This is a genomic window from Streptomyces sp. NPDC057702 (genome assembly GCF_042799315.1).
Lineage (GTDB): Bacteria > Actinomycetota > Actinomycetes > Streptomycetales > Streptomycetaceae > Streptomyces.
This window is the reverse complement of sequence record NZ_JBHVJC010000017.1, coordinates 73,080-92,800: the sequence shown is the minus strand read 5'-3', so window position 1 is coordinate 92,800 and position 19,721 is coordinate 73,080. Positions and strand designations below refer to the sequence as shown.

At 73.6% G+C, this 19,721-nt stretch carries 16 protein-coding genes and 3 pseudogenes; 11 read left to right on the top strand and 8 right to left on the bottom strand.

The genetic code is table 11. The features are described from left to right. Nucleotides 1–36: 36 nt before the first annotated feature. Nucleotides 37–795, bottom strand: coding sequence for a PepSY domain-containing protein (locus tag ACFVFR_RS15300; protein WP_383701538.1), 759 nt, complete (start codon nucleotides 793–795; stop codon nucleotides 37–39). Nucleotides 796–918: 123 nt separating this feature from the next. Here ACFVFR_RS15300 and ACFVFR_RS15295 point away from each other — a divergent pair, with 123 nt between their 5' ends. Next, nucleotides 919–1,581, top strand: coding sequence for a response regulator transcription factor (locus tag ACFVFR_RS15295; RefSeq protein ID WP_383701536.1), 663 nt, complete (start codon nucleotides 919–921; stop codon nucleotides 1,579–1,581). 94 nt (nucleotides 1,582–1,675) lie between these two features. Then, nucleotides 1,676–3,130, top strand: a pseudogene (locus ACFVFR_RS15290) (sensor histidine kinase); the annotation flags it as partial. Between the two features lie 557 nt (nucleotides 3,131–3,687). On the opposite strand, the gene ACFVFR_RS15285 reads toward ACFVFR_RS15290, so the two are convergent. The 4 genes from ACFVFR_RS15285 to ACFVFR_RS15270 form a co-directional block, all read right to left on the bottom strand. Next, complete coding sequence (locus ACFVFR_RS15285; RefSeq protein ID WP_383701534.1) at nucleotides 3,688–4,164, bottom strand: MarR family winged helix-turn-helix transcriptional regulator; 477 nt, start codon at nucleotides 4,162–4,164, stop codon at nucleotides 3,688–3,690. A gap of 90 nt (nucleotides 4,165–4,254) precedes the next feature. After that, complete coding sequence (locus ACFVFR_RS15280; protein WP_383701532.1) at nucleotides 4,255–4,953, bottom strand: AIM24 family protein; 699 nt, start codon at nucleotides 4,951–4,953, stop codon at nucleotides 4,255–4,257. After that, complete coding sequence (locus ACFVFR_RS15275; RefSeq protein WP_383701530.1) at nucleotides 4,950–5,600, bottom strand: AIM24 family protein; 651 nt, start codon at nucleotides 5,598–5,600, stop codon at nucleotides 4,950–4,952. Before ACFVFR_RS15275 ends, ACFVFR_RS15280 begins: the two co-directional genes overlap by 4 nt. Further along, entirely contained in the window at nucleotides 5,600–6,238 is a 639-nt protein-coding gene (locus ACFVFR_RS15270; RefSeq protein WP_383701528.1) for an AIM24 family protein, read from the bottom strand. The genes ACFVFR_RS15275 and ACFVFR_RS15270 overlap by 1 nt, the downstream gene beginning before the upstream one ends. 297 nt (nucleotides 6,239–6,535) lie before the next feature. On the opposite strand from ACFVFR_RS15270, the gene ACFVFR_RS15265 reads away from it, so the two are divergent. The 3 genes from ACFVFR_RS15265 to ACFVFR_RS15255 all read left to right on the top strand — a co-directional run bounded on the left by ACFVFR_RS15265 (nucleotide 6,536) and on the right by ACFVFR_RS15255 (nucleotide 8,541). Then, on the top strand, nucleotides 6,536–6,880 hold the full coding sequence (locus tag ACFVFR_RS15265; protein ID WP_383701526.1) for a DUF3817 domain-containing protein: 345 nt from the start codon (nucleotides 6,536–6,538) through the stop codon (nucleotides 6,878–6,880). After that, nucleotides 6,877–7,173: an MTH1187 family thiamine-binding protein gene (locus ACFVFR_RS15260; RefSeq protein ID WP_383701524.1), complete on the top strand. Its 297-nt coding sequence runs from the start codon at nucleotides 6,877–6,879 to the stop codon at nucleotides 7,171–7,173. The genes ACFVFR_RS15265 and ACFVFR_RS15260 overlap by 4 nt, the downstream gene beginning before the upstream one ends. Nucleotides 7,174–7,284: 111 nt before the next feature. Beyond that, nucleotides 7,285–8,541 carry an alpha/beta hydrolase family protein gene (locus ACFVFR_RS15255; protein WP_383701522.1) on the top strand — a complete coding sequence of 419 codons (1,257 nt, stop codon included), beginning with the start codon at nucleotides 7,285–7,287 and terminating at the stop codon, nucleotides 8,539–8,541. Nucleotides 8,542–8,565: 24 nt separating this feature from the next. Here the strand turns inward: ACFVFR_RS15255 and ACFVFR_RS15250 are convergent, their stop codons facing one another. After that, nucleotides 8,566–9,600, bottom strand: coding sequence for a DUF5937 family protein (locus ACFVFR_RS15250; RefSeq protein ID WP_383701520.1), 1,035 nt, complete (start codon nucleotides 9,598–9,600; stop codon nucleotides 8,566–8,568). Between the two features lie 76 nt (nucleotides 9,601–9,676). On the opposite strand from ACFVFR_RS15250, the gene ACFVFR_RS15245 reads away from it, so the two are divergent. From ACFVFR_RS15245 to ACFVFR_RS15230, 4 genes and pseudogenes are all read left to right on the top strand, one after another. Next, nucleotides 9,677–11,137, top strand: coding sequence for an MFS transporter (locus ACFVFR_RS15245; RefSeq protein ID WP_383701518.1), 1,461 nt, complete (start codon nucleotides 9,677–9,679; stop codon nucleotides 11,135–11,137). A 43-nt stretch (nucleotides 11,138–11,180) separates the two neighbouring features. Further along, nucleotides 11,181–11,687, top strand: a pseudogene (locus ACFVFR_RS15240) (MarR family winged helix-turn-helix transcriptional regulator); the annotation flags it as partial. Nucleotides 11,688–11,852: 165 nt separating this feature from the next. Continuing rightward, entirely contained in the window at nucleotides 11,853–12,185 is a 333-nt protein-coding gene (locus ACFVFR_RS15235) for a DUF3817 domain-containing protein (protein WP_383701515.1), read from the top strand. A gap of 273 nt (nucleotides 12,186–12,458) precedes the next feature. Continuing rightward, nucleotides 12,459–14,159, top strand: a complete 1,701-nt coding sequence (locus ACFVFR_RS15230; protein ID WP_383701513.1) for a methylmalonyl-CoA mutase — start codon at nucleotides 12,459–12,461, stop codon at nucleotides 14,157–14,159. Between the two features lie 178 nt (nucleotides 14,160–14,337). Here ACFVFR_RS15230 and ACFVFR_RS15225 read toward each other — a convergent pair whose 3' ends face one another. Together ACFVFR_RS15225 and ACFVFR_RS15220 are read right to left on the bottom strand one after the other, a co-directional pair. Continuing rightward, entirely contained in the window at nucleotides 14,338–15,591 is a 1,254-nt protein-coding gene (locus ACFVFR_RS15225) for an alpha/beta hydrolase (protein ID WP_383701511.1), read from the bottom strand. A 946-nt stretch (nucleotides 15,592–16,537) separates the two neighbouring features. Continuing rightward, nucleotides 16,538–17,158: pseudogene (locus ACFVFR_RS15220) on the bottom strand (TetR/AcrR family transcriptional regulator); the annotation flags it as partial. Between the two features lie 320 nt (nucleotides 17,159–17,478). Here ACFVFR_RS15220 and ACFVFR_RS15215 point away from each other — a divergent pair. Beyond that, a complete protein-coding gene (locus ACFVFR_RS15215; protein ID WP_383701509.1) occupies nucleotides 17,479–18,444 on the top strand; it encodes a tetratricopeptide repeat protein in 966 nt (321 codons plus the stop codon). A gap of 594 nt (nucleotides 18,445–19,038) precedes the next feature. Next, complete coding sequence (locus tag ACFVFR_RS15210; protein ID WP_383701507.1) at nucleotides 19,039–19,659, top strand: DUF6230 family protein; 621 nt, start codon at nucleotides 19,039–19,041, stop codon at nucleotides 19,657–19,659. Nucleotides 19,660–19,721 lie beyond the last annotated feature (62 nt).

The window sequence follows — 19,721 nt, the reverse complement described above, 5'->3', positions numbered from 1 at the left end:
GGGTCGGCCGGGGGCGGGTGCCGCCGGCGGGCGTGGTCAGTCGTCGTCGCGGTCGTCGCCCCGGTCGGTGTCGCCGCGCTCGGTGGCCGCGCCGGAGCGCGGGTCCACGTGGACCTCGCGGTCCCGGTCGGCCGTGCCGTCGCCCCTGCCGAGGATCTCCACCTCCCAGGACGGGCGCGCGTCCGCGTCCAGCTCCACCGACGTCACGGTGCCGGGTACCCGGCGCAGCGCGCTCGCCGCCGCCTCGGTCGCGGAGGTCCCCGCCTCCCGCACCGCCTTCCCGAGCGGGGCCGCGTCGTCGTCCTGGTCGTCGCGGTCCTGGCGCAGCACCGCGCCCGTGTCGCCGTCCAGGGACAGCTCGTACCACCGGCCGTCCGAGCCGAGGATCTCCACCTCCCACCGGGCGCGGGCGCCGTCGTCGGCGTCCAGTTCGACCGCGACCACCGTGCCCGGCCTGGCCTTCAGCGCGGCGTCCACGGCCCGCCGCACGTCGATCCCGGCGCCCCGCGCGGCCCGTGCCTCGGCGGCGTCCTCGCGGTCGTCGGACCCCTCGCGACCGCCCCGGCCTCCCGCGTCCCGGTCCTCGTCCCCGTCCCTCTCCCGCGCGTCCCGGTCGGTGTCCGGGGCGTCGACGTCGCGGTCCTCGCGGCCGTCGGCGGCGGGGGCCGTGTGCCGGGGCGGGGTCGGGCTCTTCGACGGGCCGTCTCCGTCGTCGGCGAGGGCCACCGCCGAGGCGGTGCCGCCGCCGATCAGGACGGCCGCGGCGGCGGTGGCGAGAACGAGGTCGCGCTTCATGGGGGTTCCTCCCGGGTGGTGCTGGGGCGGTCGTTGACGGGAGACAGCCTCACCCGGCGAAGCTGAAGGCGACCTGAAGGCGCCTGAAGGGCTCTTCAGGTTCGGTTTGCGAGGCTGGGGACCATGCGCCTGTTGATCGTGGAGGACGAGAAGCGGCTCGCCCTGTCGCTGGCCCGTGGCCTGACCGCCGAGGGCTTCGCCGTGGACGTGGTGCACGACGGCGTCAGCGGGCTGCACCGGGCCGGCGAGGGCGTCTACGACCTGGTCGTGCTCGACATCATGCTGCCCGGCATGAACGGCTACGCGGTCCTGGCCGCGCTGCGCGCCGCCGGCCACGAGGTGCCCGTCCTCGTCCTGACCGCCAAGGACGGCGAGTACGACGAGGCCGAGGGCCTGGACACCGGCGCCGACGACTACCTGACCAAGCCGTTCTCGTACGTCGTGCTGCTCGCCCGGGTGCGCGCGCTGCTGCGCCGGCGCGGCACCGGAGCCGCGCCCGTGCTGCGGGTGGGGGAGCTGTCGGTGGACCGGGCCACCCGCCGGGTGCGGCGCGCGGACGTCGAGGTCGCGCTGACCGCGCGGGAGTTCGCGGTCCTGGAGCAACTGGCCGTCCGCGCGGGCGAGGTGGTCTCCAAGGCGGAGGTCCTGGAGCACGTGTGGGACTTCGCGTACGAGGGTGACCCGAACATCGTCGAGGTCTACGTCAGCACGCTGCGCCGCAAGCTGGGACCGGGGCTGATCGAGACCGTGCGCGGCGCCGGCTACCGGCTGGTCGGCCGTGGCTAGCGGCGTGCGCGGGGCCCGGGGTTCGGTCCGGGCGCGGGCCACCGTCGGGGCCAGCGTGGTGGTCGCCCTGGCCCTGGCGCTGGCCGGCGTCGCGTTGCTCGCGGTGCTCCGGGACAACCTGCGCCAACAGACCACGCTCCAGGCCGACCTGCGCGCCCGCGAGGTCGCGGCCCGGCTGGCCACCGGCGCCCACCTGGAGCTGGACGAGGACCCACCGGTGCAGGTGGTGGACGAGCGGGGGCGGGTACGGGCCGTCAGCGAGGACCTCACGCGCCTGACCGGGACCGGTCACGACGGCCTCCGCGTGACCACCCCGCCCGACCGGCCCGCCCCGGCCACCACCCCCGCCCCGGCGCGGCCGTCGCCCACCGGCGGCCCGGACGGGGGGCGAAGCGACCCGGACGAGGCCGACGAACCGGAAGACCGGGACGAGACCGACGAGGCCGATGACCGGGAGGACCCCGCCGAGGCCGCCGAGGACGACGCCGAGGAGGCGGCGGAGGAGGCGGCGGAGGCCATCGCGCGCGGCGAGAGCCCGCGCCGGCCGCTGCCCGCGCAGGGCGAGATCCACGACGAGGTCACCCACCACGAGGGCTCGGCCACCGTGGACGGTCAGCGGCGGGACTACCGGTTCGCCGCCGTCCGCGTCACGACCCCCCTCGACGAGCGGCTGACCGTCTACGCCGGTGCCCCGCTGGAGACCGAGCGGGACGCGGTGGGCACGGTGCGCCGCGCGATGCTCGTCGGGCTGCCGGCGCTGCTGGCCGTGGTCGCGGCGGTGACCTGGCTGGTGACCCGGCGCGCGCTGCGCCCGGTGGAGGGCATCCGGCGGGAGATGGCGGCCATCACCGCCAGCGCCGACCTGTCCCGGCGGGTGCCCGAGCCGCACGCCCGCGACGAGGTGGCCCGCCTCGCGGTGACGACCAACCAGACGCTGGCCGCGCTGGAGGACTCGGTCGAGCGGCAGCGCCGCTTCGTCGCCGACGCCTCGCACGAGCTGCGCAGCCCGATCGCCAGCCTGCGCACCCAGCTGGAGGTGGGGCTGGCCCACCCCGCCCTGCTGGACACCGAGGGCGCGGTCGCCGACGTGGTGCGGCTCCAGCACCTGGCGGCCGACCTGTTGCTGCTGGCCCGGCTCGACGCGGGGGAGCGGCCGGTACGCGGCCCGGTGCCGTTGGCGGAGCTGGTGCGCGAGGAGGTGGCCGGGCGGGCCGACGGCCCCGTCGCGGTACGCGCCGGCGTGCTGGCCGGGGTGACCGTCAGCGGCTCGCGCGGCCAACTCGCCCGGGTCCTGCGCAACCTGCTGGACAACGCGCGGCGGCACGCGGAGCGCGAGGTCCGGGTCTCGCTGCGGCGCATGGACGACGCCCGTGGCGCCTGGGCCGTGCTGACCGTCACCGACGACGGCGCCGGGGTGCCCGAGGCCGAACGCGAGCGGATCTTCGAGCGGTTCGTCCGCCTCGACGACGCGCGCAGCCGCGACGACGGCGGCGCCGGACTCGGCCTCGCGATCGCGCGCGACGTGGTCACCCGGCACGGGGGCACGCTCGCGGTGGTGGACGCTGAGACGGGTGGCGCCCGCTTCGAGCTCCGCCTACCGCGCGCGGAGCCCGACCGGACGGGCGACCCGGACACGGCGGGCGACCCGGACACGGCGGGCGACCCGGACACGGCGGGTTGCTCGGGGCCAGCGGATGGCCCGGGTCTGGCGGGTGGCCCCGACCAGGTGGGTGGCTCGGGCCCGGTGAACGGCCCGGCCGCGACGGATGGCACCGACTAGGCGGGTGACCTGGACGCGGCGGGCGGCCCCATCAGTCGGGCGGCCCCACCGGGGGAGTGGCCCCACCGGGGGAGTGGCCCGGGTCCGGCCGCGCGGCCCGACCGGGCGGGCCCCGGCGTACGGGCCCGGGTGGTGCGGGGGACCAGCCCCGCACGCGCCCACCCCGCTGACGCCCGCCCCGCCGCACCCCGCCCCGCGACGCGTCCCCGTGCCGCGCGGGCCCCGCGCACGCCCGCCCCGCGTAGGGGCACGGGGCCGGCCGCCCGCTCCGGGCGACTGAGTCCCCGGCCGGAGCGGGCGGCGTGGGCCACGGCGTGGCGGTGGGGTCAGCCGATCTTGCGTCGCGTCCGCAGGTGTTCGGCCACCGGTGCCAGGGAGCTGTAGAGCGCGTCGATCCCGTTGGCTCCGAGCAGGTCGACGAAGTGCTGCCGCACCGACGCGACGTGGTGCGGGGCGACCTCGCGCATGGTCTCCCACCCCCGGTCGGTGAGCACCGCGTACAGCCCTCGGCGGTCCGACTCGCAGTTCTCGCGACGCACCAGCCCCGCGTTCTCCATCCGCGTGATCTGGTGCGAGAGACGGCTCTTGGACTGGAGGGTCGCGGCGGCGAGGTCGCTCATCCGCATCCGGTGGTCCTCGGACTCCGAGAGGTTCACCAGGATCTCGTAGTCGTTGTTCGTCAGCCCGAACGGCTGCAGGTCCCGTTCGAGCTGGTGCATGAGCAGACGGCTGACGTCCAGGTGGGCGCGCCAGGCGCGCTGTTCCTCGTCGTTGAGCCAGTTGGTGCCGGTCTCGGTCTCCATGTGATTGATTCTACCTAAAGAAGTTGAATTCTGAACCAATGGATGTATGCGGCTGCGTGAGGTCACGTGTTCGACGTTACACTCCGCAGGCTACCGATCACGAACCGGTACCCCCGCCTGGTCGGGGGAGGCGCCGGTGTCGATCTCGGCCAGGAGTTGTTCCGTTGACTGCAGGAGCACGGTGCCCGCGCCCACGAACTCAAACTGGTGCTCCTCGCCAGAGGTTCCGCCGAATCCGGTGTGCGCCCGCACGCCACCCCAAAAGCCCCGGAGGTACTGGTGGTCGTAGTGGTGGCAGGGCGAGGGGCAGTCGGCCCAGCCCACCAGCGCCTGCGGGTCCACGCGCAGCGGCGGCTCCATGAAGATCACCGGCCCGTTGGACGCGGCGATGAACGTGCCGGTGCCGATCAGGGTCAGGAAACCGGGCACGATCGACTGCTTGAGCGCCAGCGATGGCTGGAAGGCGAGCAGGTTGCCGGAGCGAATCGTCAGGTTGCCGTCGTCGAGGTCGTACGAATTGACGTCGAAGGCCCGGTCGGCGAGGACCATCTTTCCCCGTCCCTCGGCCACCACCCAGTCCGCCGCGTGCAGGGGCGAGTGGAAGCTCGCGGCGATCAGCCGGTCGAGGTGGCCGAGGCCCACGCCGTGGAAGTCGATGTCGCCGTAGTAGGCGATCATCTTGCCCTTCTGGAGGAACCACTGGCCGTCGAGCGCGACGCTGAAGGCGTAGGAGTTGACGTTGTCGCGCGCGGGCAGCGAGTGCGCGTCGTAGACGACGGGGCCGGTCATAGCTTCTCCTCGGACGCCTGGACGTAGACGGTTCCCTGGCCGGACAGGACGAGCTGGAACGCCTCGCCCGAGCCGCGGCCGACCAGCTCGCGCCAGCCGATCGCGGCGGTGAGCTTGTTGCGGACCTTGCCCCGGTGGGCGACGTAGGCCTGTGGGTCGACGTGGATGTCGCGGCCGGGGACGATCGGCAGCTCGATCACCCCGCCGTGCGCCATCACCGCCACCGAGCCGTGTCCCTCCAGGGTGGTGGTGAACAGACCCTGGCCGGAGACCTGGCCGCGCGCCATGCCCATGACGCCGCCCTGCGAGCCCATGAACATCGTCCCCTGCCGCAGCGTGCCGTCGAAGGCCAGCAGCCGGTCCGCCTCGACGTAGAGGGTGTCGCCGGTCAGGTCCACCACGTGGACGTGGTGGCCGCCGTGCCCGAACATCACCGAGCCGCTGCCCTCCACCGTCATCAGCGGCGTCGCCTCGTTCGCCACCCGGCGCCCGATCATCGACAGCACACCGCCCTGCCCGCCGGTGATGCTGGGCGTGAACGAGACCTGGCCACGGTAGGCGAGCATCGCGCCGCGCTGGCTGAACATCGTCTGGCCCGGCATGATCGCGGCCTCCACGATCCGCGAGTTGAGCACCGTGAACGGCATCACACCTCACCGCCGACCGTGTTGCGCTCGCTGGGCTGGACGTACACCAGTCCCTCGCCCTCGAAGCGGATCTGGAACGCCTCTCCCGAGCCCTCGCCTATCAGCGTCCGGAAGTTGACGCCCGACTGGAAGTGCTGCTGGAGGCGGCCGGTGTGCGCGACGTAGGCGCCCGGGTCGACCTGGAGCGGGAACTCGGGCGTCACCCGCAGGACGACCGCCTCCCCGTCCGAGACGAGCGCGGCCTGTCCGCTGCCCTCGACGGTCGTGGTGAACAGGCCGTTGCCCTGCGAGGCGCCGCGCAGCCCGGTGAAGGTGGTGCCGGTACGCAGGGCGCCGTCGGTGCACAGCAGGTTGCTCGCCTCGACGTACAGCTTCTCGCCGTGCAGCGTGACCAGGTTGATCTCGCTGGCCCGGTCGGCGAAGTAGCAGGTGCCGTGCCCCTTGACCTCCATGACCGCCATCTGTTCTCCGGTGAGCCGCCGGGTGACCATCCCCCGCAGACCCTCTCCGCCACCGGTCTTCTTCTTGAAGGTCATCTCGCCGTCGTACGCCACCATCGCGCCCTTTTTGGCCTTGACGGTGTCGCCGGTCAGATCGACGGCGAGGACCTTGCTCCCCTGGAGCCGAAAGTGAGCCACGGGGCGACGCTATCGCTCGCGCCCGGCCTCCCAACAGGCCCGACGGTCCCGCCGACCGAGGCCCCCGCCCCGCGCCGGGCGCCGCCGGCCCGCCGCCAACCCGTCGCCAACCCGCCGTCGTCCCGCCCCGGGCGGGGGCCGGGGACGGGCGTGCCCCGGCGCGCGCGGCGCGCGGCCGGGCGGACTCGGGCGCGGACCCCGCAGGAGTGATCGTCCGGGTAACTGTCACAATGGCAGAGCTTGTGAAGGCGGGCACAAGGGGTGTCCGCCCCCGCTCTCGCGACCGAAGGTGCCCCCGTGGACATCAAGACCGCCTCCGCCCTGCGCCGGCTCCGCCTGGTCTCCGCGCCGGAGGCCATCTCCTTCCTGCTCCTCATCCTGTGCTCGGTCCTCAAGCGCACCACGGAATTCAACGCGGTGCCGGTGATGGGCATGGTGCACGGCATCCTGTTCGTGCTGTACGTGATCTTCTGGGCCGACGCCTGGAACCGCACCAAGTGGCCGATCGGCACCGCCGCCCTGTACTTCGTGCTCTCCGTGCTGCCCACCGGCGGCTTCTTCGCCGAGCGCAAGCTCAAGCGTGAGGCCGAGGCGGGGGTCATCGCGGCCCGCGCCCGCAAGGAAGGGATCGTGAACGCGTGATCGTCGCCTTCTCCGTCACCCCACTCGGCGTCGGTGAGGACGTCGGCGAGTACGTCGCCGACGCCGTCCGGGTGGTCCGCGCCTCCGGCCTGCCCCACCGCACCGACGCGATGTTCACCTCGATCGAGGGCGAGTGGGAGGAGGTCATGGACGTCGTACGGCGCGCCGTGGCCGCCGTCGAGGCCCGCGCCCCGCGCGTCAGCCTGGTGCTCAAGGCCGACCTCCGGCCCGGCGTCACCGACGGCCTCACCAGCAAGGTGGCGACCGTCGAACGGCACCTGGCCGACGGCTGAGACCCCGCGCCGCGCCGTCCGCCCCAGGCACCCGCCCGACCCCTGAGTCGTACACCGACTCCGACCTGGGGAGGACGTTGGGGGCGGCCCGCCCGGCCTAGGGTCACAGCCATGAACAAGATCACCCGCGGTTTGGCGACCGCGATCGTGACCGCGACCCTCGCCGTGCCGGTCGTCCTGACCGGCACGGCCTCGGCCGCCGGGCGGGCCCCCGGCCCGGCCCCCGCCGACCGAGCCGCCCCGCTCGCCGACCTCGCGCCCGGGGCCCACGCCACCGATGACACCCGGAACCAGCAGAAGGATGTCCGCCTCGTGCTGCCCCGCCCCACCGGCCGGTACGCCGTCGGCCGCGACACCCTCCACCTGGTGGACACGCGGCGCGAGGACCCCTGGGTGCCGACCGCCGACCGCGAGCTGATGACCTCGGTCTACTACCCGGCCGCCCCGCACACCGGCAGCCGGGTCAGATACCAGACCGAGGCCGAGGCCAAGGCCCTGCTGGACGCCCAGGGCGACATCGGCAAGCTGCTCACCCCCCGGGAACTGAGCACCACCCGCACCCACAGCCGCGAGGACGCCCGCCCGCTGCGCGCCGGCGGCCCCTACCCGCTCGTGGTGCTCTCGCCCGGCTACACCATGCAGCGCACCTCGCTCACCGTGCTGGCCGAGGACCTGGCCAGCCGGGGCTACGTGGTGGCCACCGTGGACCACGCGTACGAGTCGGGCGGCAGCAGCTTCCCCGGCGGGCGACTGCTCGACTGCGTCTCCTGCGACCAGGTGCTGCCGACCCGGGAACTGCGCCGCGTCTCCGACAGTCGGGCCAGGGACGTCTCCTTCCTGCTGGACGAACTGTCCGGTCCCCGGGCCAGTTGGCGCCACGCCGACCTGATCGACGACCGGCGCGTCGGCATGGCCGGGCACTCCATCGGCGGCGCGGGCACCGCGGCCACCATGGCCGCCGACCAGCGGGTGCGCGCCGGGGTGAACCTGGACGGCTCGCTCTTCACGCCGATACCCGACAAGGGGCTGGACGGGCGGCCGTTCCTGCTGGTCAGCAGCGATCAGGTGCTGACGCCGCCGGACCCGGACGACACCTCCTGGGAGGACGGCTGGAAGCGCCTGGACGGCTGGAAGCGCTGGCTGTCCGTCACCGGCTCCGGTCACCTCAGCTTCACCGACTGGCCCGTCCTGGGCGACCAGTTGGGCTACACGGACCCCAAGGCGCCGCTCTCGGGCACCCGCTCCCAGCAGATCACCCGCGCCTATGTGGGCGCCTTCTTCGACCAGCACCTGCGCGGCGTGCCCCAGCCACTGCTCGACGGGCCGAGCCCGGCCCACCCGGAGGTCGTCTTCGAGCGGACGGGCTGACCGGGTCGACCAGGGCCGGCGGGACTATCCCCGACGAGGCGTCGTGGCCCGGCCACGGCGCCCCGCGCCGTCCGCGCCCCCGCCGACCAGGGCACCGCCCAGCGGCGTGCGCTCGTACAACACCTGGAGCCCCTGCCGGCGCGAGGCGACCAGCCCCGCGTCCCGCAACACCGCGAGGTGGGCGGAGACCGAGGAGGGCGCCAGGCCGTGCTGTCGGGCCAGGGCGGTGGTGGCGGCCGGGTCGTCCAGGTCGGTGAGGATCGCGGCCCGGTTCGGCCCGAGCAGCCGGGCCAGCGCGGCCGAGGTGCGCGCGCCGGGCCGCTGCCACAGCCCGCCGATGCCCCGCGCCGGATAGACCACCGTCGCCTGCCACGGCGGATCGAACCCCCCGACCACGTCCGGCCAGACGAAGACGCTCGGCATCAGCGTCACGCCCTCCCCGCCCAGCACCCGCTCATGCCGCGCGGCGGAGCGTGTGCGCACCGTGAGCTCACCCCGCGACCAGGCCAGCGTCGGGTGCAGGGAGGCGAAGAGCCGCTCCAGGCCGCCGTCGGCGAGCTGCCGCGCCCGGTAGGCCACGTCGGCCTCCAGCAGCGCCCGCAGCCGTGGCCAGTCCGGTTCGACCAGCGCGTGCCAGGCCCGCTCCGTGGTGTCGGCGAGCACCCGCACGGCACGCCGTGGATCGGCCAGCAGCGCCCGGCCGGTGCGGGAGGCGACCGCGCCCGGCGTACATGCCAGCGACCTGCGCAGCTCCGCCTCCACCTGGTGCGGCGGGGTGGCCCGCAGCCGGGCCAACTCCTCCTCGAAGGAGGGGAAGGGGGCGCTCGGCGGCAGCCCGAGGAAGTCCGGGCTGTACCCACGGGAGGGCATCAGCAGCCACAGCGCCTCCAGGTCGAGCCCCTCGGCCGCCGCGCGGGTCCGCCGCAGCCAGGGCACGTGGTAGCCCTGCCGGTCGGTGCGCTTAAGGGTGCGCACCGCCTCGTGGGTCTCGCACAGCGGCGAGCTGGCGAACCGGCATCGCAGCAGGTCATCGGCGGCGAACCGCATGTGGAGCGGCATCGGACCCTGCGCCTTCGGAGATTCGGCTGGGGACGAAAGAGTAGAGCCCCGGTGGCCTGCTCGGCACGCTGCCGCCATGTCGACCCCTCCCGGAACCCCGGAGCACCCGGCGCGTCCGGCCACCTCGCCCCACCCCGCGACCACCAGGCCCGCCCCCTCCTCTCGCGCGGTGACCGGCGGAGCCGCCCCGCTCGCCGACCCCGCCCCGCTCGTGGCGGCCGTCACGCTCGCCCGGGCCGACGCGCCCGCCGGGAGCGCCGCGAGCGCCGAACCCGTCGTCGGCCACCCGCCACACCCGCCCGCGCCCGACCCGGGCGCCACCGGCGGATACCGGGCCGTCTTCGCCGTGCGCGAGTTCCGTACGGTCTTCGCGGCGCACCTGCTGTCCATGCTCGGCGTCGTGGTCTGCGAGATCGCGCTCGCCGTCCTGGTCTACGAACTGAGCGGCTCCCCGCTGCTGAGCGCGCTCACCTTCGCGCTCGGGCTACTGCCCTACGTCGTCGGCGGCACCCTCCTGTCCTCCGTCGCGGACCGCTTCAGCGCGCGCACCGTCCTGGTCGCCTGTGACCTGGCGTGCGCGGCGTGCGCGGCGGGCATGGTGGTGCCCGGCGCGCCCATCGCCCTCCTGTTGCTCCTGCGCGCCACCAGCGCCACCATCGCGCCCGTCTTCGGCGGCACCCGTGCCGCCACGCTCGGCGACATCCTCGGCACCGGCGACCTGTTCGTCCTCGGCCGCTCCCTGCTGCGCATGGTCGCCCAGTGCTCGCAACTGGTCGGCTTCGGCATCGGCGGGCTGCTGCTGACCGTGGTCGCCCCGCGCGCCGTACTCGGCCTCACCGTGGCCACCTTCGTCGCCTCCGCGCTGCTCCTGCGCTACGGCACCCGCCACCGGCCGCCGCGCGCGGGCGCGGGCGGGCCCGTGGTGGGCGCCTCGCTGGCCGGCGTCCGACGCGTGCTGGGCGACCGTCGCCTGCGGGCCCTGCTGCTGCTCGCCTGGGTGCCGCCGATGTTCGTGGTGGCCCCGGAGGCACTGGCCGCGCCGTACGCCGACGACCTCGGGCTCGGTTCGGCCGGCCTCGGGCTGCTGCTGGTGGGCATGCCGGTGGGGGCGGTGGCCGGCGAGGCGGTGGTGGGGGCCGTGTGCGCGCCACGCACCAGGGAGCGGATCGTGCTGCCGGTGGCGGTGCTCGCGACGCTGCCCGCCCTCGGCTACCTCCTGCGCCCGCCCCTGCCGCTGGCGCTGGCCCTGCTGGTGTTGACCGGCTGCGGCATCGCGTACACGCTGGGGCTCGACCAGTGGTTCGTCGCCGAGGTGCCGCACGAGCTGCGCGGCCGGGCGATGACGGTGCTGACGGCCGGGCTGATGACCGTCCAGGGCCTGGGCATGGCACTGGCCGGGGCCGCCGCGGAGTGGGTGCCGGCGCATCTGGTGGTGGGCGCGGCGGGCGTCCTCGGCGCCGTGAGCACCCTGCTGGTGGCGGTCGAGGTGCGCCGTACGCGGCCCGGCTCCGGCAGCGGCGAGCGGCCCGAGTCGTGAGACGGGGCTGACCAGCATATGACCAGCCGGTAGGGTCGGTGGCGTGGCAAAACCGCTCAGTCTCGCCTTCGATCCCATCGCTCGGGCCGACGAACTCTGGCAGCAGCGCTGGGGACCCGCGCCGTCGATGGCCGCCATCACCTCGATCATGCGGGCCCAGCAGATCCTGCTCGGCCAGGTCGACGCGGTCGTCAAACCGTACGGCCTGACCTTCGCGCGCTACGAGGCGCTGGTGCTGCTCACCTTCAGCAAGGCCGGTGAGCTGCCGATGTCGAAGATCGGCGAGCGCCTGATGGTGCACCCGACGTCGGTGACCAACACGGTGGACCGGCTGGTCAGATCGGGCCTGGTGGCCAAGCGCCCGAACCCGAACGACGGCCGGGGGACCCTGGCGTCGGTCACGGACAAGGGGCGCGAGGTCGTGGAGGCCGCCACCAGGGACCTGATGGCGATGGAGTTCGGGCTCGGCTCCTACGACGCGCGCCAGTGCGAGGAGGTCTTCGCCCTGCTCAGGCCGCTGCGGGTGGCCGCGGGCGACTTCGACGCGGAGGCGGCCGACCCGCACGCCGACCCCGAGTTCGGCCCGGAAGCGGCCCCCGCGTCCCACCCCGCGCACGCCACCGCCACCGAGGGCGTGTCGCGCTAGCCACCCCGCCGCGCGCCCGGACCCGGCCCGGCCAAGATCCGTACACAACGGGCCGTTACGCTCGATCTCATGAAGCGAAGCGTGTTGACCCGCTACCGGGTGATGGCCTACATCACCGCCGTGATGCTGCTGGTGCTCTGCACCTCCATGATCTTCAAGTACGGCTTCGACAAGGGCGCCGACGCGACCCTGGTCATCTCGCAGATCCACGGCGTGCTGTTCATCATCTACCTGATCTTCGCCTTCGACCTGGGCCAGAAGGCCAGGTGGCCCTTCGGCCGGCTGCTGTGGGTGCTGGTCTCCGGCACCATCCCGACGGCCGCGTTCTTCGTCGAGCGCAAGGTCGCCCAGGACGTCGAGCCGCTGATCGAGGCGGCGGAGGCCGAGCCCGCCCAGGCGTAGCGCGCCGGCTCCGGCCACCCGGGCTCCGGCGACCTCCCCGGCGCCCGGCCGGCCCCGTCGTGGGGGCCCCTCGGGCCCCGCGCGAGCGTTCCGAAGTCCGCCGCCGTCCGGCGCTCCGGGCCTCGCGCCCCTGGTGGCCGGTGGCCGCGCGGGCGCGTCGGACGTTTCTCCCGTGACCGCCGCCCCCGCCGCACGGACGCCCCGTGGACCTCCGTGCGAGCGTGACGCAGCTCGCCATCGACAATTACTAGGACGTCCAAGTAAATTTGTGGCATGGACGCCGAAGGCATTGAGGAGGGCCGCCGTCGCTGGCAGGCCCGGTTCGACGCGGCACGCAAGCGTGACGCCGACTTCACCACGCTCTCCGGAGACCCCGTCGAGCCGGTGTACGGCCCGGCGCCCGGCGACACCGTCGAGGGCTTCGACCGCATCGGCTGGCCCGGTGAGTTCCCCTTCACCCGTGGCCTGCACCCCACCGGCTACCGGGGCCGGACCTGGACCATCCGCCAGTTCGCCGGCTTCGGCAACGCCGAGCAGACCAACGAGCGCTACAAGATGATCCTGGCGGCCGGCGGTGGCGGTCTCTCCGTCGCCTTCGACATGCCGACCCTGATGGGCCGCGACTCCGACGACGAGCGCTCGCTCGGCGAGGTCGGGCACTGCGGTGTGGCCATCGACTCGGCCGCCGACATGGAGGTCCTCTTCCGGGACATCCCGCTCGGCGACGTGACGACCTCGATGACCATCAGCGGGCCCGCCGTGCCCGTCTTCTGTATGTACCTGGTCGCCGCCGAACGCCAGGGCGTCGATCCGGCCGTGCTCAACGGCACGCTCCAGACCGACATCTTCAAGGAGTACATCGCCCAGAAGGAGTGGCTGTTCCAGCCGGAGCCGCACCTGCGGCTCATCGGCGACCTGATGGAGCACTGCGCGCGGAGCATTCCCGCGTACAAGCCGCTGTCCGTCTCCGGCTACCACATCCGTGAGGCCGGGGCCACGGCCGCACAGGAGCTGGCCTACACGCTGGCCGACGGCTTCGGCTACGTCGAGCTCGGCCTCTCCCGTGGCCTGGACGTCAACACCTTCGCGCCGGGGCTGTCCTTCTTCTTCGACGCCCACCTGGACTTCTTCGAGGAGATCGCCAAGTTCCGCGCGGCCCGCCGCATCTGGGCCCGCTGGATGCGCGACGAGTACGGGGCCACCTCCGAGAAGGCGCAGTGGCTGCGCTTCCACACCCAGACCGCCGGCGTCTCGCTGACCGCGCAGCAGCCGTACAACAACGTGGTGCGCACGGCCGTCGAGGCCCTGTCCGCCGTGCTGGGCGGCACCAACTCGCTGCACACCAACGCCCTGGACGAGACCCTGGCGCTGCCCAGCGAGCAGGCCGCCGAGATCGCCCTGCGCACGCAGCAGGTGCTGATGGAGGAGACCGGCGTCGCCAACGTGGCCGACCCGCTGGGCGGCTCCTGGTACGTCGAGGCGCTGACCGACCGCATCGAGGCCGACGCCGAGAAGATCTTCGAGCAGATCAAGGAGCGCGGCCGGCGCGCGGTGCCCGACGGGCAGCACCCGATCGGGCCGATCACCTCCGGCATCCTGCGGGGCATCGAGGACGGCTGGTTCACCGGCGAGATCGCCGAGTCCGCCTTCCAGTACCAGCAGGCCCTGGAGAAGGGCGAGAAGCGCGTCGTCGGCGTCAACTGCCACCACGGCTCGGTCACCGGCGACCTGGAGATCCTGCGGGTCAGCCACGAGGTCGAGCGGGAGCAGGTGCGCGAGCTCGGTGGTCGCAAGAGCGACCGCGACGAGGCCGTGGTGCGCTCCTCGCTCGACGCGATGCTCACCGCCGCGCGTGACGGCTCCAACATGATCGAGCCGATGCTCGCCGCCGTCCGCGCCGAGGCCACCCTGGGCGAGATCTGCGGGGTGCTGCGCGAGGAGTGGGGCGGCTGGACGGAGCCCGTCGGCTTCTGAGCGACCACGACCGGCCCGCCTGACCGACCAGGCGGTGCCCCCACCGGCAGACCGGAGGCGGTCCGCACGCCCGCGAGGGTGGGCGGACCGCCTCCGGCGTCCACCGGGCGGCGGCGGGGGCGCCGGCCTCCGCGCCGGTGGCCTCGCTCCGGGTGCGGGCCCGGCCGTCGGGCGGGGCTCAGCCCAGGCGCGCGTACCAGTCCGCGTTCTGGCCTATCGCCCGCAGATACGTGGCACTGTGGCCCAGGTCCCCGTGCTCGATCACCTTGGCCCGCACCCCGTGCTCGGCCAGCGTCGTGGCGCAGGAGGTGGCGTTGCCGACGGGAACGTCACGGTCGCCGACGGAGGTGTGCAGCCGCACCGGCACCGTGGGGGCCCAGTCGCAGACGCCGTCGTTGCGCGCGATGACCTCGGCGAGCTTGCCGGTGGGGTGCTTCAGGCGCTCGGCCCACTCGTCGGTGAGCAACTCGCTGACGGAGGGCGCGAGGCCCTTCACGATCTCCTCCTCCGGGTGGTCGTTGTCGAACAGGGCCTCCACGGTGCTGGCGTAGGGCTCGCGATAGACCTCGCGCGGGTCCTCGTACAGGTGGTGCAGCCGGTTCTGGGCGGTCAGGAAGTACGTGAGGTAGTAGACGGCCGAGCTGTCCCTGATCCGGCCGTCGAAGAGCGCGGGCAACTCCTGGCCCGCGATGTCGTACGGGCCGGCGACCGGGGCCAGCGAGCGCGGTCGCAGGTGCCGGTCGACGCCCCGGCTCAGCTCGCGGGCCACCGCCATCGCGACCTGCCCGCCCTGCGAGAAGCCGGTCACGTGCACGTCGCGGGTGAGTGTGCGTCCGAACCGGGGGGCGGCCTGGCGCGCGGCCCGCAGCGCGTCCACGGACGCCGAGACGGAGGAGGCCGTGTCCACGTACGGATGGGTGCCGGGCCCGGTGCCCAGGCCCAGGTAGTCCGGGGCGACGGCGGCCCGACCGCCCGAGGCGTACAACCACCCGGCCAGGGTGGAGTAGTCGTCGCCCATGGAGGGCGCGCCGCCCCGGTAGGCCATGGTGCCGTGGTGCTCGGCCACGGTGGACAGACGCCTGTCACCGCCGTCGGGGAGGACGAAGAGCGCGGAGGCGGTGGTGGGCTGGCCGGTCGGCGTGATGGTCGCGTAGGTCAGGCGGTAGGTCGAGACGCCGTAGCGCACCGCGCTGGTCCGCACGCCGTTGGCCGCGACGACCTCCGCCACCCGCGCGCGGGGCGCCCGCTGGAGAGTCGTCACCGACAGCAGGGTGCCGCGCGCCTGGTCGACGCGGGACGCGGCCTGCGGGGTCGGGTGCGCGGCGGCCGGGGCGGCCACGGCCGGGGTCGCGCTCGCGGCGGCGAGTACCACCGCGAGGGCGGTCAGCCCGAGGGCGCCACGGGAGGGGGGTCGGCTGGTCCGTGAGGTCATGATCCGATGGTCGTCCACCGACCCGGCCCGCCACCATCCGGTGAACCCCCGTACTGGGATGAGCATTTCCCCTAGGGGTTGGTGGTGTGCGCACCCCCATCCAGGCGGCTCCCCCTGGCCGAAAGACACCCGTGCCGCGCCCGCCCCACCGAGCGGCGGATCGCGCGGCGGGACGGGCCGGCCTGAGGCGTCGGCGGCGGGCCGGCCGGTGGCGGGCCGGGCGGCGGGGCCGTGGACGGAGCCCTGTTCGGGCCACGCTGGGACGCGAACTCGGCCCGACAGCGCGGGACGTGACGCGCGGGCGCGCTGGGCGCGTGAGGCGGTGGGGCGTGCGTGGCGTGCGGGGCGATGGCCGTCGCGCGAGCGAACCCCGCGCGGCAGGGCGGGATGTGGGGCGCGGGGGAGTGTGTCCACGTGCGGACCTGCGGCGTGGGGAGTGCGCTCGCGTGGAGCGGTGGCTGCTACGTGGACGGGCGCGGCTCACGGCGGGTGGAGGCGGCGGGCGAGGCGGCGCGCGGGTGAACCCGGCGCAGCGGAGGCGAGCCCGGTAGGCGGTGCCCCTGGCCCACCTCGGCGGAACGCGACCGGACTCGACTCGGCGCGTGCGTCAACTCAGCGCCAGGAAAGGGCAGGTGGCGCGACAGGGCGACATCTGACGCGCGCGGGAAGGCGGCCCCCACGGGTGGGCTCCGGCCGGGTCCGGGTGGGTGGCCGGCCTCCGGCTCGGCTCGCGCGCGGCCCCCGCCCGGGTCGGCTGCGGAGCAGGTCCCTGCCGTGGTCCGGCTCAGCCCGCCGGTGTCGTGCCGGTGGGGGTGGGGGGCGGCGCGGGGGGTAGGGCCGCGCCGCAGGTGGCGCAGCGGATCGCGCCGTCGGAGGTGTCGGCTGTGGCGGGTGGGGATGGTGTGGTGGCCGTACTCGCAGAGGCGCTCGCGGGGGTGCCGAGGGTGGCCTGGACGCCGGTGACCACCAGGGCGCTGAAGGTGGCGGCCCACTCGGCGTTCACCGGTTCGGCGCTCACCAGGGACCGGTGCACGACCGTGCCGGCGATCAGGTCGAAGATCAGGTCGGCCTGGCTGGCCGCCACCGACGGATCGCCGTCGCCGGGGAGCTCGCCCCGCGCCTGGGCGCGCTCCCGGCCGAGCAGGACCAGTCGCTTCTGCCGCTCGACGATCGCCGAGCGGATACGGTCGCGCAGCGCCTCGTCCCGAGTGGATTCGGCCACCACGGCCATCAGGGCCGTCTTGGTCTCCGGGCGTTCCAGGAGCGCGGCGAACTGGAGCACCACGCCCTCGACGTCGGCGTACAGGCTGCCCCGGTCGTGCAGTTCCAGGTGCTCGTCGAAGAGGTCCGCCACCGCGTCCACGACCAGCTCGTTCTTGCCCGCCCAGCGCCGGTACAGCGTCGTCTTGGCGACCTTGGCGCGGGCCGCGACATCGCTCATCGTCAGCTTTCCCCAGCCCAGCTCGACCAGTGCCGCGCGGGTCGCGTCGAGGATCGCGCGGTTGGCCTCCGTGCTGCGGGGACGACCGGTGCGGCGGGAGCTGCGGCGGTGCGTGGGACACGGCATGCGGGCGACCTTACCCCTGGGTAACCAGGGCGGGGAGGGGCGTCGTGAGCGAGATCACGAACCGTATCGTTCGGGCGCCTTGTCGGCGGCTGGGGGCTGCCAGTTACGCTACGACTCGTAGCGAAAGAGTGGCAGCCACAGCCCAGCGAACCTGACGGCCCGGGTGGGGACCCGGCGCCAGCACCCGACACCCCTCGCGGGGGTGTCACCGCTAGGCCCGCCCCTCGCTCCGCACGCCGGCGGAGCGTTACCGGGGGACCTGGTGGGCACATGACGCGAAGTGTTTTCCGATCGCCGCGCGGAAGGGGGAGGATGTACTCATGCAGCCACGGAATTTGCCCATGGGAGTAGTCGACCTCGCCGCTGTGAAGGCGGCCGGGGAAGCCAAGCAGAAGGCGGAGCAGGCACGGGCCCAGCGGTCGGCCCAGGGGGGCGCGGCCCCCGGCTCCGTGCGACTGGTGATCGATGTTGACGAGGCGGACTTCCAGCAGGAGGTCCTCCAGCGCTCCACCGAGGTCCCGGTCGTCATCGACTTCTGGGCCGACTGGTGTGGGCCGTGCAAGCAGCTCAGCCCCACTCTGGAGCGGCTGACGCAGGAGTACGCGGGCCGGTTCGTCCTCGCGAAGATCGACGTCGAGGCGAACCAGGCGCTCTTCCAGCAGTTCGGTGTGCAGAGCATTCCGGCCGTTTTCGCGGTGGTCGCCGGCCAGCCGGTGCCGCTGTTCCAGGGATCCGCGCCCGAGGCGCAGATCCGGCAGGTGCTCGACCAGCTCATCCAGGCCGCCGAGCAGCAGTTCGGCATCGTCGGCGCGCCGGTGGACCCGGAGGCGCTCGCGGACTCCGCCGAGGCGAGCGAGCCGCCCCCCGGCCCGCACGACGCGGCGCTCTCGGCCGCGCACCAGGCCCTGGACGCGGGCGACCTGGCCGGCGCCGAGCAGGCGTACCAGGGTGTGCTGGCCGAGGAGCCGGCCAACGCGGAGGCCAAGTTGGGCCTCGCGCAGACCCGGCTGCTGGGTCGGGTGAGCGGACTGGACGCCCAGCGGGTCCGCAAGGACGCGGCGGATCGCCCCACCGAGGTGGGCGCGCAGCTGGCGGCGGCCGACCTGGATCTGGTCGGCGGGCATGTGGAAGACGCCTTCGGGCGCCTGGTGGAACTGGTGAAGCGGACCGTGGGCGAGGAGCGGGAGACCGCCCGGCTGCGGCTGTTGGAGCTTTTCGAGGTGATCGGCGTAGACGACTCCCGCGTGATCGCCGCCCGGGGCGCGCTCGCGCGCGTGCTGTTCTGACCCGCTTCTTTCACACCGTCGACACACCTCGATCCAAACGACGCAGCGGTCGCGCTTTACCAAAACTTGGTAATCGCGACCGCTGTTACTCGTAGTAAGTGATCGCCGGTTATATGTCTGGTTTTTAGCGGCTTATCCGTTACTTTCCGGCGGCGGGCCGGCGACCCTGTGTGTGCGGCCGATATCGGCCAGCGGCGCTTCGGTTATCCGGGCGTTACTCGCAAGTAATGAACCCCTTGTGTCGAAGCCGTGGATGGACCACGATCGGCCAAGCTCGGTCCATTCCAACGCCGCGGCAGCCAGCCGGAGGTGGAGGGTTCGTGGGTCCCCACCGAGCGGGCCGGCGGTAGTCGAGCCGGCCTCCAGGACAGGGGGGTCTCTGCCCGCGTGGCAGGGCCTGTCCGGCAAGGCCGCGCGCCCAGCGCGGCAGTGGTTGTCGCTCGGGGGTGATCGCCGGTGTTCTGGGTGCGTCGCACCCGGCGCGGGCGCTCTCCTTTCCGAGGACGTAGCACTTCTCCCATCTCAGACCAGGGTCGCTGTGGTCACAGCGGATGACCCCGGTCCGGGGATGTACGTCCGAGAAGGAGGAAAGTCATGGAGTCCCTGGCTCGTGGCGGGACCAGATGGAAGCGGTTCGCCGTCGTCATGGTGCCCAGTGTCGCTGCGACGGCCGCCATCGGCGTGGCCCTCTCACAGGGGGCGCTGGCGGCATCGTTCAGCGTCTCCGGCCAGCAGTTCAAGGTCACCGCCGGAGAACTCGACGGCAAGGGGTTCGTCCAGTACGGCGCGATCGACGCGCAGCACGGGGGCAAGCAGGTCCCCGTCGCGGTGTCGGCGTTCGACAGTGCCACGATCAAGAATCTCTGCCAGTCCGTCGTCATTCCGGTCCCGCTCTTCGGCGACGTGTCGCTGAAGCTGTCGGCCGGTACGAAGGCGGGCAAGCCGGTCGAGGCGAAGAACCTCTACATCGATCTCGACCAGTTGAACGCCGATGCGACGTTCACGGACATCAACATCGGTGTGGCGGCGGGCGACACGAAGTACGGCCCTGGCATCAAGAAGGGTGACAAGGCGGACCCCGGTTCGTTCGCCCAGGAGGCCGACAGGGCGCTGTTGAAGGATGTCAAGCAGACCGCCTGGGCGACCAGCGCGGGCACCTTCAAGCTCTCGGGCCTGTCCATGAATGTCAAAAAGGGCAAGCACGAGTGCTACTGAGGCACTGACGCGGGTGGGGGGCCTCGCCCCTCACCCCCGTGCCCACGCAGTGAACATCCGCG

Excerpts from the sequence above, each read along its gene's own strand:
- ACFVFR_RS15275 (WP_383701530.1), bottom strand. The coding sequence starts at position 5,600 with ATGCCGTTCACGGTGCTCAACTCGCGGATCGTGGAGGCCGCGATCATG.
- ACFVFR_RS15245 (WP_383701518.1), top strand. The coding sequence starts at position 9,677 with ATGTCGACCCCTCCCGGAACCCCGGAGCACCCGGCGCGTCCGGCCACC.
- ACFVFR_RS15255 (WP_383701522.1), top strand. The coding sequence starts at position 7,285 with ATGAACAAGATCACCCGCGGTTTGGCGACCGCGATCGTGACCGCGACC.
- ACFVFR_RS15280 (WP_383701532.1), bottom strand. The coding sequence starts at position 4,953 with ATGACCGGCCCCGTCGTCTACGACGCGCACTCGCTGCCCGCGCGCGAC.
- ACFVFR_RS15210 (WP_383701507.1), top strand. The coding sequence starts at position 19,039 with ATGGAGTCCCTGGCTCGTGGCGGGACCAGATGGAAGCGGTTCGCCGTC.
- ACFVFR_RS15215 (WP_383701509.1), top strand. The coding sequence starts at position 17,479 with ATGCAGCCACGGAATTTGCCCATGGGAGTAGTCGACCTCGCCGCTGTG.
- ACFVFR_RS15230 (WP_383701513.1), top strand. The coding sequence starts at position 12,459 with ATGGACGCCGAAGGCATTGAGGAGGGCCGCCGTCGCTGGCAGGCCCGG.
- ACFVFR_RS15250 (WP_383701520.1), bottom strand. The coding sequence starts at position 9,600 with ATGCCGCTCCACATGCGGTTCGCCGCCGATGACCTGCTGCGATGCCGG.
- ACFVFR_RS15225 (WP_383701511.1), bottom strand. The coding sequence starts at position 15,591 with ATGACCTCACGGACCAGCCGACCCCCCTCCCGTGGCGCCCTCGGGCTG.
- ACFVFR_RS15235 (WP_383701515.1), top strand. The coding sequence starts at position 11,853 with ATGAAGCGAAGCGTGTTGACCCGCTACCGGGTGATGGCCTACATCACC.
- ACFVFR_RS15295 (WP_383701536.1), top strand. The coding sequence starts at position 919 with ATGCGCCTGTTGATCGTGGAGGACGAGAAGCGGCTCGCCCTGTCGCTG.
- ACFVFR_RS15300 (WP_383701538.1), bottom strand. The coding sequence starts at position 795 with ATGAAGCGCGACCTCGTTCTCGCCACCGCCGCCGCGGCCGTCCTGATC.
- ACFVFR_RS15285 (WP_383701534.1), bottom strand. The coding sequence starts at position 4,164 with ATGGAGACCGAGACCGGCACCAACTGGCTCAACGACGAGGAACAGCGC.